Raw genomic sequence first — 14,348 nt, 5'->3', positions numbered from 1 at the left:
CAAGATTGGTTATAGGGGTTGGGTTTTAGGGGGTTGGGGTTTTAGGGTTTTAGTTGAATTCCCCCATTCCCCCATTTCCCCATTCCCCCATTTCCCCATTCCCCCATTTCCCCATTCCCTAACCCCTCACTGATCACTGAAATTACACTTCCGATTCTTCTTCTTCAAGGTCTTCCGTGGTTAAGGATTCGTAGGTGGGGCGAGAGGGGGCGCGACGACCGACATCGACCATCAGATCCACCTCCACATCGCGGGAAGTCCCATCGGGGGCATTTTCCACCTTATGAACGGCGATATCGAGGCCGAGGGATTGCAATTCTCGCATCAAAACCTTAAAGGATTCTGGCGTACCCGGGCGGGGAATCGGCTTGCCTTTTACGATCGCATTTAAAGCCTCATTCCGTCCTTGCATATCATCGGATTTTACCGTTAGCAATTCCTGCAAGGTATAGGCCGCCCCGTAGGCCTCCAGGGCCCAGACTTCCATTTCTCCGAAGCGCTGACCCCCCTGTTGAGCTTTACCGCCTAAGGGTTGCTGGGTAACCAAGGAGTAGGGACCGGTAGAACGGGCGTGAATTTTATCATCAACCAGGTGAACCAGTTTTAACATATAGGCCATACCGACGGTAACGGGACGGTCAAAGGGTTCGCCGGTGCGACCATCGTAGACGGTGACTTTACCTGCGTGTTCTTCCTTGAACACCCAATCGCGATTAGGTTTTTTCGAGGCATTTTCTAGCAATCCGTGGACGGTTAAACGGCTGGCTTCTTCCCCGTACATTTCGTCAAAGGGAGTAATCTTAAAGCGTACGCCCAGATTTTCGCCGGCCCAACCCAGTAAACATTCAAACACCTGACCGACGTTCATGCGACTGGGAACCCCTAGGGGATTGAGAACGATATCGACGGCACGACCATCGGGGAGGTAGGGCATATCTTCTAGGGGCAGAATGCGAGAAATAATCCCTTTATTGCCGTGACGACCCGCCATTTTATCGCCCACTTGGATTTTGCGTTTTTGGGCAACATAGACCCGCACCACCATATTGGCCCCAGGGGGTAATTCATCCCCCTGTTCGCGGGTAAATACCCGCACATCTACTACCCGGCCTTTTTCGCCGTTGGGGACGCGTAGGGAGTTATCGCGGACATCCCGTGCCTTTTCGCCGAAAATTGCCCGCAGTAGTTTTTCTTCGGGGGGTTGGTCTGATTCGCCTTTCGGGGTGACTTTCCCGACGAGGATATCGCTGGCTTCTACCCAAGCACCGATGCGAATAATGCCGCGTTCATCGAGGTTTCGCAGGGCATCTTCACCGACGTTGGGAATTTCCCTGGTGATTTCCTCAGGTCCAAGTTTAGTTTGACGGGCTTCGATTTCGTATTTTTCGATGTGGATACTGGTATAGACATCTTGTGCCACCAGTCTTTCACTGATTAAAATCGCGTCTTCGTAGTTATAGCCTTCCCAGGGCATATAGGCGACGAGGATATTCTGGCCGAGGGCGATTTCTCCTCCTTCGGTGGCGGAACCATCGGCGAGAATCTGCCCGGGGACAACCTGTTCACCTTGATAGACTAAAGGACGCTGATTTAAGCAGGTATCTTGGTTAGAGCGTTGATATTTCTGAATTTCGTACTCGATCTCGCTCTTGCCGAAAATCTCTTTGTCTTCATCCGCCACTTTGATGCGAATCCGGTTAGCATCGACGTAGGAAACGACCCCATTGGTACGGGAAACGATGACCATGCCAGAGTCGCGAGCGGCCTGTGCTTCCAATCCGGTACCCACAAGGGGACGTTCGGGACGCAGCAGGGGAACCGCTTGTCGTTGCATATTAGAACCCATGAGGGCGCGGTTAGCGTCGTCGTGTTCGAGGAAGGGAATCAGGGAAGTTGCCACCGAGACAATTTGGACGGGGGAAACACAAACGTAGTCCACTTGTTCGGGGGAAGTGGTGGAGAATTCCTGCCGATAGCGCACTGGGATAGTTTCGCCGAGGATATAACCATTTGCATCGGTGGCCACGTCTCCCGGTGCCACCCGCAGATCGTCTTCTTCGTCGGCGGTTAGGTATTTAACGGGGAGATCATAGCGTACTCGGCCATTTTCCACCACATAACAGGGGGTTTCAATAAAACCGTAGTCGTTGACGCGAGCGTAGGTGGCCAGGGAACCGATTAAACCGGCGTTGGGACCTTCTGGGGTTTCCACCGGACAAATGCGACCGTGGTGGGAGGGGTGGATGTCGCGCACGGCAAAACCGGCCCGTTCCCGGGTGAGACCGCCGGGGCCGAGGGCGGAAATGCGGCGTTTATGGGTCAATTCCGCTAGGGGATTGGTTTGATCCATGAACTGGGAGAGTTGCGAGGAACCAAAGAATTCTTTAATCGCCGCTACTAGGGGTTTCGGGTTGACTAGGGAAGCGGGGGTGAGGTTTTGGGATTCGCTGACGGTCATCCGTTCCCGAATGATTCTTTCTAAGCGGTTTAAACCTACTCGCACTTGGTTTTGTAGCAGTTCACCCACGGAACGGACGCGACGGTTGCCGAGGTGGTCGATGTCGTCGGTGTTGCCGATGTCAAATTCGAGGTTAATTAGGTAGTCGATCGCCGCTAAGATGTCGGTGGTGGTCAGAACGCGCTGGTTATCGGGGACGTTGAGGCGTAGTTTTTTGTTGAGTTTATAACGACCAACGCGACCGAGATCGTAGCGTTTATTGTCAAAAAAGCGCGATTCGAGCAGTTGTTGTCCGCCGGTGACGGTGGGAGGTTCCCCGGGGCGTAGTTTGCGGTACAGGTCGAGGAGTGCCTCTTCTTCGGTGGGATTGCCTTCTTTGTCGAGGGTTTTTTGGTAGAATTCGGGGTGGCGTAGGGAGTCAAAGATTTCGTTATCGCTCAATCCGATCGCTTTCAGGAGAACTTGGGCGGATAATTTGCGGGTTTTGTCGATTCTGACCCAGACTAAGCCGTTTTTGTCGGTTTCAAATTTTAACCAAGCTCCTCGGTTGGGAATCAGGGAAGCGGAGTAGGTACGGCGACCATTTTTGTCGATTTCGGCCTTGTAGTAAACACCGGGAGAACGGACGATCTGATTGACGATGACTCGTTCGGCCCCGTTAATGATAAAGGTTCCCCGTTCGGTCATCAGGGGTAAATCGCCGATAAAGACTTCCTGTTCGATGTTTTCTCCCGTTTCTTTGTTGATTAGACGGGTGGGAACGTACATCTGAACGGAATAGGTGCTATCGCGTCGTTTGGCTTCATCGACGTTGTATTTCGGTTCTTTGAGTCTGTAGTCCTGGCCGAGGAAATGTAGTTCTAATTTACCTGTATAGTCGCTGATGGGGGAAAAGCTATTCAGTTCCTCGATTAGTCCTTCTTCCAAAAACCACCGAAAACTGGAGTGTTGGATTTCGATGAGGTCGGGTAAAAGGTTAAAGGTAAGATTGTTCATTATGGTTACAAGGGCTGATGACACGATAGCGACGGTCGGGAATTGCTCTCGGAGATCGGGGTTTTTAGGGGTTGGGTTTTGGGGTTTTAGGGTTTTAGGGTGTTGGGGTTTTAGGGTTTTAGGGTTTTGGGGTTTTAGGGTTTTGGGGTTTTAGGGTTTTAGTTGAATTCCCCCATTTCCCCATTTCCCCATTTCCCCGTCCCCTGCTCTGTGCTAATAAACTATGTTTTTTAACTGGGGAGTTGAAATAAGTTGCGGGCGTTCTGGGTGGTTTGTTCGGCTAGGGTTTCGACCGGATAGCCGCGCAGACGGGCGACGGTTTCGGCCACATGGAAGACGAAAGAGGGTTCACAAGGTTTACCGCGGTGGGGATTGGGTGAGAGAAAGGGGCAATCGGTTTCGATCAGTAGGCGATCGCTGGGGACAATTTGGGCGGCAGCTTGCACGGTTTTACTGTTTTTGAAGGTGACAATGCCGCTAAAGCTGATGTAAAAACCCAAATCTAAAAACCATTGAGTTTCTTCGGGGTTGCCAGTCCAGCAGTGCATCACGCCGCGAATTTTGCCCACTTGTTGCCGAAAGGCGATGATTTCCTCCCGCATGACCGGGGCTGCATCTCGACAATGGATAATCACGGGTTTATCGAGACGATGGGCGATTTCTAATTGCGTCCAAAAGACCTGTTTTTGCTGCTCTTGATTATCCGCTTTATAGAAGTCTAAACCCATTTCCCCGATCGCCACGACGCGCCGATCAGATCGGGCTAGGGATTCGATCTGATCGGCACTATTATCTCGCCATTTTTGGGCATCTAGGGGATGTAAACCGACGGCGAAGGAAATTTCCTCAAATTGATCGGCAATGGCTTTAATCGCTGCAAACTCCTCCGGTTCGACACAGGAGTGAACCAGATGAACGACTCCCACACTTCGCCAACGTTCGGAGATAGCGGGCAAGTCGGCTTGCAAAACGTCAAAGTTCAAATGAACGTGCGTATCTATTAATTGCATCGACCCCCGATCGCTTGTTGCGTCTGTCCTGATTACAGCTTACTCGTTTCTTAGGAAGCTTGGCTAACTTTTTGCAAAGCTTTGGCTAAACCGGCTTTTTTTCTAGCGCCGTTGTTCCGGTGCAAGACGTTGCGCTTGACGGCTTTATCGATTTTACTGTAAGCTTCCGATAGAGCTTGTTGGGCGCTTTCTAGCCCTTCTGGGCTGGGGTTGGCTCCGTAGGCCGAGACAGCGACAAGACATTTTTTGATCAGGGTTCTTACGGCTGACTTGTACGCTTTGTTGCGGAGACGATTTCTTTCGGAGATTTGGACTCGTTTGAGTGCAGACTTTGTATTAGCCACAGTCGTTTCTTGTTCTCAATACTGGTATGGTTAATCGGGACACAGACAAACCATAATAACAGATTTGTGCTATTTGTTGCAAGAGTTTTCTGGACAAGATTGGGGCAACCCCAGAGATATTTTCAGGATTAGGTTCCCACCGATGGGGAAGTGTAGATGACTGTAAAACTGAGTCTCCTTGAGGCTCAGTTTCTAGTTTTTTAAGGACGGGAAGTTAACGAATGTACTCTTTGAGGATACTATTACGGTTAGGGTGACGCAGTTTCCGCAGGGCCTTGGCTTCTATTTGACGAATGCGCTCGCGAGTGACGTTGAAAATCTGGCCGATTTCTTCGAGTGTTTTCATCCGGCCGTCATCTAAACCGTAGCGCAGACGCAGCACATCGCGTTCGCGAGGACTAAGGGTATCGAGGACGTTTTCTAAATCCTCGCGTAATAAATTTTTAGAAACTTCATCTTCTGGGGTTTCCCCATCCGCTTCGATAAAGTCTCCTAAACGGGAATCTTCTTCTTTACCGATGGGAGTCTCTAGAGAAATAGGTAATTGGGCAGATTTAGCAATAAAACGCAGTTTTTCAATGGTCATCTCCATCTTGGTGGCGATTTCTTCCTCGGTGGGTTTGCGACGCATTTCCTGAGAAAGAATCTTGGTGGTTTTTTTGATCCGGGAGATGGTTTCGTAGAGGTGGACGGGAAGTCTAATGGTGCGGGATTGATCGGCGATCGCCCGGGTGATGGCTTGACGAATCCACCAAGTGGCATAGGTGGAGAATTTATAACCCTTTTCGTGGTCGAATTTTTCGGCGGCGCGGATCAAACCGAGGGAACCTTCTTGAATTAAATCTTGGAAGGAAAGACCGCGATTCATGTATTTCTTGGCGATGGAAACCACTAAACGCAGGTTCGATTGTACCATTTTTTCCTTAGCGCGACGACCATGGTACAAACGACGCTTAAAGGCCGATAAGTATTCCTTTGATTTCGCCAGCCATTCTTCCACCAGGGGAGCCATTAGCTCCGTCTTACCTAAATAAGCCTTAATATCCGATAATTTCGGTTCTTTTTCCGATTTTTCTGCGATAATTTTTTCGATGTGCTCGAACAAGAACACCTGTTTTCCCCATTCAGCATCGGTATAGAGGCGAAAATCTTCGCGAATACGTTCTAATTTCAGTAGATCGGCGATTTTTCTCGCTAATTCGATCTCCTCCTCCGCTCTCAATAACCGAATCCTGCCGATCTCTTGCAGATAAATCCGAATCGAATCTTCCGTATAGGGTTTTTTTCTGGCCGCGTCGCGACGACGAGCGCTGGCAAGGCGGCGGGTTTTTTTGCCATCGTTGCTATCGCTGGTTTCTTCTAGCTCTAACTCGATATCCTCATCATCGAAGTCTTCGTCTAGGTCAATCAAATCTAAATCCAATTGCGGCTCGGTAAGGGTTAGTACATTGTGGGCCTGCGTCATGCCGTTTTCCTCTTGCTCCTTCTGTGCAAAACTAGAAGATCGAATCTCAATCTAGGTGATACTGAACGAATTTGTGTCTCCAATCCGAGACGGGGAAAGACTTTTCCGATTGTAGCTTTAATTACAACAAATGGGAGAAGATCTTTGCTTAAATTCTCTTGTGTCGATGCGATTTTAGCGACACGGAATGCTGTTTTAGCTCGGTCAATTCATAATCTGGCTCCTGCAAAAATTGGGTAAATGGCTGGAGGAATGAAATCCGATCACCCGATTGTCTGCGGTGTTGACCGGATAGCTAACAATCAAAGGAATTATGGGGTGGGTTAACTGTTCCCAATGGCAAGGGGAACAGCATCCCTATTGGCCCTTGCTAATTCCTTTAGTCCTTAGCCATTGTATTTAATTTGATCGGATTCTTACGGATAAATTTCATCCCTCATTGCTTTTAGGGGAATCTGGTTTTGGTACATATGCACCATGATAATAGAGCGCAAGCTCATAATATTAACTTAGCAACATTTTAGAAATTTTCGAGACAAATTTAAGATTTTCTCCAACAGCGCCATGGGGAGATGGGTGTGGGGTGATGGGGAAGTGGGGTGTAGGGTGTGGGGAGTTTTCTCAGTGAACTGATAACTGATAACTGATAACTGATAACTGATAACTGATAACTGATAACTGACTCCTAACCCCACCGACCAAATTGTTCAGCAAACCCTATCTAGACTTGTAGCATTTCTGGGGTTTTTTCCTTCTGCTGCAGTGCGACATGGAGACGGTTTAAGGCACTGACGTAGGCGCGAGCGGAGGCGACAATAATATCGGTATCGGCCGCGCGAGCAGAATAGGTGCGTCCTTCGTAACGGAGACGGATAGTCACTTCTCCTAAAGCATCGATTCCCTCGGTAACTTCCCGCACCGAGAAAGAGATTAATTCGTTAGGAATCTGCACCACTCGATCAATCGCTTTGCAGAGAGCATCCACTGGCCCTGTCCCAATGGCCGCATCGGATAACTCGCTACCGTCGGGAGTGCGAATCGTTACCGTGGCCGTGGGCCGGGCACTATTCCCGCAGGACACTTGTACTAGCTCAAGGCGGAAGTGATCGGGAACCGTATCGATTTCATCGTTAACAATAGCTTCTAGATCGCGATCGGTGATTTCCTTTTTGCGATCGGCCATTTCTTTAAACTGGATAAAAGCGTTATTAAGTTCCGTTTCCGAAAGTTCAAAACCCAATTCCTGTAAACGAGAGCGGAAAGCGTTGCGGCCGGAGAGTTTACCGAGGACGATCTGATTATGGGTTAAACCGATCGATTCTGCATCCATAATCTCATAGGTGAGTTTATGTTTTAACACCCCGTCCTGATGGATTCCCGACTCGTGTGCGAAAGCGTTAGCACCGACGATCGCCTTATTCGGTTGCACGATCATGCCGGTAAGATTAGAAACTAGGCGAGAAGTGCGATAGATTTCCTTGGTGTTGATCTTGGTTAAAGGTTCCGTGGACTCTGCTGGACGACCAAGGAAAGGATTAAAATAGGAGCGCCGGACATGAAGGGCCATCACCAATTCTTCTAGGGAAGCATTACCGGCGCGCTCACCGATACCGTTAATGGTGCATTCCAACTGACGAGCGCCATTTTTAACTGCTTCGAGGAAATTAGCCACCGCTAACCCTAAATCGTCGTGACCATGGACGGAGATAATCGCTTGGTCGATATTGGGGACATTTTCCTTAATTCCCCGGATTAAAGCCCCAAATTCGCTGGGGGTGGTGTAACCGACGGTATCGGGAATGTTAACGGTGGTGGCTCCTGCGGCGATCGCTCTTTCGAGGACTTGATAGAGGAAGTCCGGATCGCTGCGACCGGCATCTTCGGGGGAAAATTCCACATCATCAACGAAGGATTTGGCATAGGCCACCATTTCCGGCACAATCTCAAGAACTTCCTGACGGGTCTTCTTAAGTTTGTATTGGAGGTGGATATCGGATGTGGCTAGGAAGGTGTGAATTCTGGGCTTGGCGGCGGGTCTGAGCGCATCGGCGGCAGATTTGATATCTTTTTGAGTAGTGCGGGCTAATCCGCAAATAATCGGGCTATCAGCTTCGCTGCCGACGCTGGCGGCAATTTTCTGCACCGCATCAAAGTCCCCCGGACTAGCGTGGGGAAAACCCGCTTCAATGACATCAACTCCCAGTCGTGCCAGTGCGCGGGCTATGGTTAGCTTCTCATCCACATTTAAAGCGGCACCCGGGGACTGTTCCCCATCTCGAAGGGTGGTATCGAAGATAATCACACGGTCTGGACTGGTATTCATAGTTTTTTTGTACCGTTAACGAACTTGGGAGTTGTTCCTCTGATTATAGCAGCCGAGGCCGAGGGGGTTGTTAAGGAAAATTGCGCTGAGAATTTATCGACTTGCTCGCGCTTTTCCCGCTTGCCCTTTTTTTGGCTACCATAGAGGATATAGATAAATTGGCGAGGGAGTTAACAATGTTTGGCAAACCAGCGAAAGAACCGAACCCACCGGAGGTAAAAGACCTACAGGAGGTGATGTTTTCGATTAAGCAAAATCTCGAACCAGATCAGGATAAAACTGATATTAATCTTGTGGAGACTCCCCCGCCAGAGGTGGTTACTGTAGTTGAAAATATTAGTAAAATTCTCTCTCCCTATTTTATCGTTTTGGTGGGTTTATTTCTCTATGATCGGAATAGTTTTATCGGTTTTTTGTTAGTCTTTACGGGAGTTTTAGCAATTTTCGGAGTTTCTCTCAAGGATATTAATAAACTTATTGAAGAAGGGAAAAAGTTTTTCCAATCTAAATAGGTTTATCGTTTGGATAGAGCAGTTATCTTAATGGTGAGATGGCAAGTATTTGCTGTTAGGAAACGGCTAGAAGGGGGATTTTTTCAGTGATCAGTCAGTAAACAGTGAACTGATAACTGAAAACTCACATTTGATAACTGATAACTGATAACTGATATAAGATTATGTCTTTAGTTGCATCTTTACTCGATCGAGTATCTCCTCAGAGTTTACAACAATTGCGAGCCAGCGATCGAGCTTGGCAAGCTTTGAGCTTAGAAAATCCGGTTATTCCTGCGGTAATTAATCAAAGTCAAGAATTTTTAGGAGAGACGGATTTTGATCTAGTGATTGCGGGGGGAACCCTGGGAATTTTCATCGGGGCTGCTTTGCAAACTAGGGGCTGGCGTGTGGCATTATTAGAAAGAGGTATTCTGCGCGGTCGTGAGCAGGAGTGGAATATTTCACGTTTAGAATTAAGCAGTTTTTTAGAGTTAGATTTATTGACCGAAGCTGAATTAAATCAAGCGATAGCGACGGAATATAATCCTGCTAGGGTGGGATTTTATCAAGGTTATGAGCTTTGGGTCAGAGATATTTTAAATATCGGTGTTGATCCGGTTTATTTGCTAGAGACTTTAAAAAATAAGTTTTTGCAAGCGGGAGGAAAGTTATTAGAAAATTCGGGGTTTAGCGGGGCGATTGTTCATCCAGATGGAGTAATGGTTAAAACGGGAGAAGTGACTTTAAAAACCCGTTTATTAATCGATGCCATGGGTCATTTTTCAGCAATTGCAAAACAGGCAAGAAAAGGAGAAAAACCGGATGGAGTTTGTTTAGTGGTGGGTAGTTGCGGTCAGGGTTTTCCCAGTAATGAAACTGGTGATTTGATTTATTCTTTTACCCCAATCTTGCACCAATGTCAATACTTTTGGGAAGCATTTCCCGCTAGGGATGGTCGGACAACTTATTTATTTACCTATCTCGATACCCATCCCGATCGCTTTAGTTTAGAATTTTTGATGGAGGAGTATTTAAGATTACTGCCGGAGTATCAAAAGGTGGATTTAGAAGCGGTAAAATTTCAGCGTTTTCTAGCGGGTTTTTTCCCTGCCTATCGTCAAAGTCCTTTAAAAATGCCTTGGTCAAGAATTCTGGCAGTGGGAGATAGTAGCGGTAGTCAATCTCCGGTAAGTTTTGGTGGTTTTGGGGCAATGGTCAGGCATTTAAAAAGGCTAACTTTCGGCATCGAGGAAGCTTTACAAATCGATGCTTTAAACCGAGAAGATTTAGCCCTTTTACAACCCTATCAACCGAATATATCGCTAACGTGGCTATTTCAAAAAACCATGAGTGTCCAGATATATGCTAACCCTAATCCCAATCAAATTAATGACTTAATGAGTGGAGTTTTTCTGGTAATGGATAAGTTGGGAGATGAGGTATTAAAACCGTTTTTACAGGATGTGGTGCAGTTTTCTTCCCTCTCAAAAACTTTGCCTTTGGTTAATCCTCAATTAGTTTTACCGATGATTCCGCAAGTGGGTATCAGTCCTTTTATCGATTGGACGGGACATTATTTTAATTTAGCTTTGTATAGTGGTTTATATCCCTTGGCAGCCACCTTAAAACCTGTTTTAGAAAAGTTACCCGACAAGCAAAAATATCTTTACCATCGTTATTTAGACAGTTGGAAATATGGTTCTGGGGGAGATTTTATCAGTGAACTGATAACTGATAACTGATTTAATCTTTATCTTGAAAAAATTGTTGATCGAGATAATTAACTTTAGCATAGGGTTCTAAAGCGGAGAGAATTTGTCGGCCATAACTGCGGGCATTGACACGATTATCGAGGACAGCCACACAACCTTGACACTCCCGGAGAGACTGGACAGATTTCTGAATTTCCCTCACTGCTGTGGGTAAAAGATAGGCACGAAACCAGTCGAGATGTTGTCGTTTGTAGTAAGCAATTTTGCCAGCAACGAGAGGATTTTCGGGGGATGGTAAGGGTAAAGTAGCGATAATTAATAAACTGGGAGTCGGAAATTTTTCTTGATGGGTTTGCCAGAATTGCCAACCACAAACCAGAATAGTATTATTATTAATCTCAGTTTTTTCCACTTGCACTCGCGAACCGTAATCGGCTGCGATTTGGGTAGCAATTTGTGCCTTGAGGGGAACATCTTCAATGAGGATTACTATCGGTTGTTCACTGGTATGATTAGCACTAACTAATTCTCGCACTTGCTTTAATAACATCGGTTGAAATTCGGGTGTGTTGGGGGCGCTGATGCGATCGGGTAGATATAAATGAATATATTCACTTTCGCGATCAGCTGCAAACTTTAGAGTTAAAATTTCTCCGATACCCTGATTTTGACGGTATAAATTAGCGGATTTTTCGCTATCTAAAAAACTGCCGATTAAAACAAAGGGTTGCTGCTGCCAAATTGGTTTGAAAAAACTAGCCACCTCCAAAGGGCTGATTTTTAGGGTAAATTCTTCTCGCTCTCGATCTACTGATGTCCAGAGGAGATAATTATGCTCGGGGATTTTTGCCGCTAAAAGTTGCCAAGCAGAATCAGTGGCTAAGTCTTGATCCAAGCGTTGCAGGAGAGCAATTATATATTCTTTTTCTTTGGCATCAATAAGATAGCAATTATAGGGATTAATTGGATGACCAAGAATACTTTGGCTAAGTTGTGCTTTAATTAAGTCTATAATCTCTCTATGCTGGGGATATGCTGACCCTAAAGCGAACCATTGTTCGGGAGTAATGGTGACGGTGAGATAATCTACTAGACAAGTTTCTAAATCTTCGGATCGATCGATTATCGTGGGGATATTCTGGGGAAAATGACCGAGATTGTCCAATTTATCCTCTAACCATTGTTGGGGTGTGGTGAGGAGTAAACCGGTAAAATTAGCGGGAAAGCGATCACTTTTGAGGATATCTCGCTGAGTTTGTAACCATGCTTGCAGATGGGGGATTTCCACTTCTAACAGTAGGTTGACTTCTGACTCCGGGGCAACAATTAGAACAGGTGTATTAGCTAAAAGAGCTGGGGTGAGATAACTGAGACAATAACGGGGGAGAGTAGTTCCAGTTTGTATGAGAGAGGAACGTTTTAGGCGTAAAGCTCTAGCCACCAGTCGCCCCATAGTGAGATGATGAGACCAGTAAAAGCGCCCTTGTTCCCGTAAAAAAGCGCGTAGGGAAGAATGAACCGCTGCTTCTAATAAAACCATCTCATCTCAGTTATTGGTTATCAGTGATCGATCATAGCCTTGATTTTGCCACTGATTGCAGTCCGAGAGTCCCTTAGGGTGATTTAATCCGTTGAGTATAGGCTACATATCAGGACAGGCACTCATGCAAGAGGCACTCATGCAAAAGGGGGAATGAATAATCAGTCTTTAATAACCGGATTTAGTATTATAAGTAGTTGGACAAAAGTAAAGTTAACTGTAGGGTAAGGAGTCAGTAGCCGGTCGTCAGGAGTCAGGAGTCGGTCGTCAGTAAGAATTGCGGCAATTTACATTTCTTAAGATAGACAACAGAATTTATGTCCGACTACTTACCATTTTTCAAGAGTAATGGCAGAGATAGTTAATTGCCCTCACCCCCAACCCCTCTCCCGTTCTGGGAGAGGGGAGTAGGAGGCAAGAGGCACTCTTGCCTCATCTCAACAAGCAATTTAAATTCGCGGGCAGCTTAGGATTTTTTACCACGACGAGATAGTAAGATACCGATGGCACCGATACCGAAAATACCCAGTGTCATCGATGGTTCGGGGACGGGAGTGGCAGTGATCTTAAATCCACTGGTGATAAACAGCCCAAAAACGTTATCATCACCGGTTGGGTTCTGTGTTGTTAAGCGCAGGTATTTATCTCCAGGTGAGATAAAAGGAGCGGTATTATCGCTGTTGCCGAGAGCGAGGTTATAGTATTCATCATCGATTCTCGGTCCAAGGAGGGGGGAATCGAATGGGCCGGGGTTAGTAGGGTCATCATCTATTCCCCCAACAGTTATTAAGGCTCCGTCGGCTCCTTCACCGTCATCCTGTCCTCCTGCACTTGTGGTCAATCGTCGATTATTGGTCGAATTAGTGGTTACATCAATCTGGGTGAATTGCCCACTCGGTTGACGGCTGAAACTAGAGGCGAGTGAAACCAGAAAATCTCCTCCAGTGTAAGGACTAGCAAAATTAAACTGAACTGTGTCTCCTGTGGTGGACAGTTCCCCGTCCAAGATAACGGAGGTAAAACCTTGGGTAGAAGGATTGCTGTAGGCAACAACAAGAACCTCACCATCGTTATCGCCATTCTCAACGATATTAAAGTTTTGGAGTCCTCCCGTAAAAGATGAGGCGATGATACTGGTAACATCCCAACGGGCGGTGGTAGCTGGGTTACTATTCGGACTAAGAATAGTTGCTGAACTCACGGGAAGTGTCGTCCCATGAAAAATTACGTCGTAAACTGGACTTTTATCCCAGACGGAAGCGGCATAGAGATAAGCCCTCTGAATAGTAGAACCTGTGGGTATATTGGCTTGAATAAGTCCACTATTAGTTGTACTACCGAAGCCGTCAATAGAAAGGGCAGCGTCGGGAATGACTTCTCGTACTATGAAACCAGCGGAAGCAGGGGCAATGTTTAGGCAAAGTCCAAAAGTAATCCCTAGGGGGAGCAATGAATAAGCAAGTTTTTTCATGATGAGCAACTGGCAACAACTTTCAGATTATAGCGTTTATCATGAAGATGAAGTATGGCGGGTTCTTCGGTTTGTGTTATGCAATGGAGGGGGGTTATAAGGGATGAAACCCTTATATAGAAAGACATTCGGCGATTTTTGCCAATTTTTTTCGATCTAGAACGAGCTAATCAATTAAGTCTCTTGCCGGATAAGGATTTAGTCGATTTATGCCCCCTGATCGAATCATACCAAGTAACGAAGAGCCCTATGGCGGTATTTGTCATCATCTCTGGACGATCAGATACAGATAATATTCCGACGTTCCGCCGTTCCGTCGTTCTCTAAAACCAGAAACTTCGTATCTCACTGTTAAGATAACTGCTAATAGACTGCATATCTATTCATCGGAAAATTTGGGTCTGAAACCCCGTCGTTCTACGACGGCTTTACTGTTAAATATGAGCATCGTTTACGAAATATATGCTAAAATGTGAGGTATGGAAAAAGCCTATTCGTTTCGATTTTACCCCACACCCGAACAAGAGTCGCTATT

Annotated in this window: 11 protein-coding genes; 4 read left to right on the top strand and 7 right to left on the bottom strand. The window is 46.6% G+C overall.

Annotated features, from left to right (window positions below; all coding sequences use genetic code 11):
• Positions 1 to 142: 142 nt before the first annotated feature.
• The 5 genes from rpoB to IM477_RS16565 form a co-directional block, all read right to left on the bottom strand.
• The gene (gene rpoB / locus IM477_RS16585; RefSeq protein ID WP_287732665.1) at positions 143 to 3,454 is read right to left on the bottom strand and encodes a DNA-directed RNA polymerase subunit beta; all 3,312 of its coding nucleotides are present in this window, start codon (positions 3,452 to 3,454) and stop codon (positions 143 to 145) included.
• A gap of 230 nt (positions 3,455 to 3,684) precedes the next feature.
• Positions 3,685 to 4,464 carry a TatD family hydrolase gene (locus IM477_RS16580; RefSeq protein WP_287732664.1) on the bottom strand — a complete coding sequence of 260 codons (780 nt, stop codon included), beginning with the start codon at positions 4,462 to 4,464 and terminating at the stop codon, positions 3,685 to 3,687.
• A 50-nt stretch (positions 4,465 to 4,514) separates the two neighbouring features.
• Complete coding sequence (gene rpsT / locus IM477_RS16575) at positions 4,515 to 4,808, bottom strand: 30S ribosomal protein S20 (RefSeq protein ID WP_002737368.1); 294 nt, start codon at positions 4,806 to 4,808, stop codon at positions 4,515 to 4,517.
• Between the two features lie 214 nt (positions 4,809 to 5,022).
• The gene (rpoD, locus tag IM477_RS16570; protein ID WP_287732663.1) at positions 5,023 to 6,273 is read right to left on the bottom strand and encodes an RNA polymerase sigma factor RpoD; all 1,251 of its coding nucleotides are present in this window, start codon (positions 6,271 to 6,273) and stop codon (positions 5,023 to 5,025) included.
• 721 nt (positions 6,274 to 6,994) lie between these two features.
• Positions 6,995 to 8,596, bottom strand: coding sequence for a 2-isopropylmalate synthase (locus IM477_RS16565; protein ID WP_287732662.1), 1,602 nt, complete (start codon positions 8,594 to 8,596; stop codon positions 6,995 to 6,997).
• 176 nt (positions 8,597 to 8,772) lie between these two features.
• On the opposite strand from IM477_RS16565, the gene IM477_RS16560 reads away from it, so the two are divergent.
• Positions 8,773 to 9,108 carry a hypothetical protein gene (locus IM477_RS16560; protein WP_002783895.1) on the top strand — a complete coding sequence of 112 codons (336 nt, stop codon included), beginning with the start codon at positions 8,773 to 8,775 and terminating at the stop codon, positions 9,106 to 9,108.
• Positions 9,109 to 9,272: 164 nt separating this feature from the next.
• Positions 9,273 to 10,832: an FAD-dependent oxidoreductase gene (locus tag IM477_RS16555; protein WP_287732661.1), complete on the top strand. Its 1,560-nt coding sequence runs from the start codon at positions 9,273 to 9,275 to the stop codon at positions 10,830 to 10,832.
• A gap of 1 nt (position 10,833) precedes the next feature.
• Here the strand turns inward: IM477_RS16555 and IM477_RS16550 are convergent, their stop codons facing one another.
• Both IM477_RS16550 and IM477_RS16545 read right to left on the bottom strand, forming a co-directional pair.
• Positions 10,834 to 12,342 carry a helicase C-terminal domain-containing protein gene (locus tag IM477_RS16550; protein WP_287732660.1) on the bottom strand — a complete coding sequence of 503 codons (1,509 nt, stop codon included), beginning with the start codon at positions 12,340 to 12,342 and terminating at the stop codon, positions 10,834 to 10,836.
• A 466-nt stretch (positions 12,343 to 12,808) separates the two neighbouring features.
• Positions 12,809 to 13,813: a PEP-CTERM sorting domain-containing protein gene (locus IM477_RS16545; protein ID WP_287732659.1), complete on the bottom strand. Its 1,005-nt coding sequence runs from the start codon at positions 13,811 to 13,813 to the stop codon at positions 12,809 to 12,811.
• A gap of 126 nt (positions 13,814 to 13,939) precedes the next feature.
• Here IM477_RS16545 and IM477_RS16540 point away from each other — a divergent pair, with 126 nt between their 5' ends.
• Entirely contained in the window at positions 13,940 to 14,140 is a 201-nt protein-coding gene (locus IM477_RS16540) for a hypothetical protein (RefSeq protein ID WP_287732679.1), read from the top strand.
• A 152-nt stretch (positions 14,141 to 14,292) separates the two neighbouring features.
• The coding region (locus IM477_RS23165) for a helix-turn-helix domain-containing protein (protein ID WP_072024880.1) at positions 14,293 to 14,348 on the top strand (56 nt) is incomplete at its 3' end.

This window comes from Microcystis sp. M090S1 (genome assembly GCF_020246295.1).
GTDB classification, from domain to species: domain Bacteria; phylum Cyanobacteriota; class Cyanobacteriia; order Cyanobacteriales; family Microcystaceae; genus Microcystis; species Microcystis aeruginosa.
Note: the sequence above shows the minus strand (reverse complement) of the source record. Positions and strands in the feature narration are given on the sequence as shown.

Bases quoted from the DNA above. Each gene is read 5' to 3' on its own strand.
- IM477_RS16560 (WP_002783895.1), top strand. From the start codon at position 8,773: ATGTTTGGCAAACCAGCGAAAGAACCGAACCCACCGGAGGTAAAAGAC.
- IM477_RS16550 (WP_287732660.1), bottom strand. From the start codon at position 12,342: ATGGTTTTATTAGAAGCAGCGGTTCATTCTTCCCTACGCGCTTTTTTA.
- rpoD (WP_287732663.1), bottom strand. From the start codon at position 6,273: ATGACGCAGGCCCACAATGTACTAACCCTTACCGAGCCGCAATTGGAT.
- IM477_RS16555 (WP_287732661.1), top strand. From the start codon at position 9,273: ATGTCTTTAGTTGCATCTTTACTCGATCGAGTATCTCCTCAGAGTTTA.
- rpoB (WP_287732665.1), bottom strand. From the start codon at position 3,454: ATGAACAATCTTACCTTTAACCTTTTACCCGACCTCATCGAAATCCAA.
- IM477_RS16580 (WP_287732664.1), bottom strand. From the start codon at position 4,464: ATGCAATTAATAGATACGCACGTTCATTTGAACTTTGACGTTTTGCAA.
- IM477_RS16545 (WP_287732659.1), bottom strand. From the start codon at position 13,813: ATGAAAAAACTTGCTTATTCATTGCTCCCCCTAGGGATTACTTTTGGA.
- IM477_RS16565 (WP_287732662.1), bottom strand. From the start codon at position 8,596: ATGAATACCAGTCCAGACCGTGTGATTATCTTCGATACCACCCTTCGA.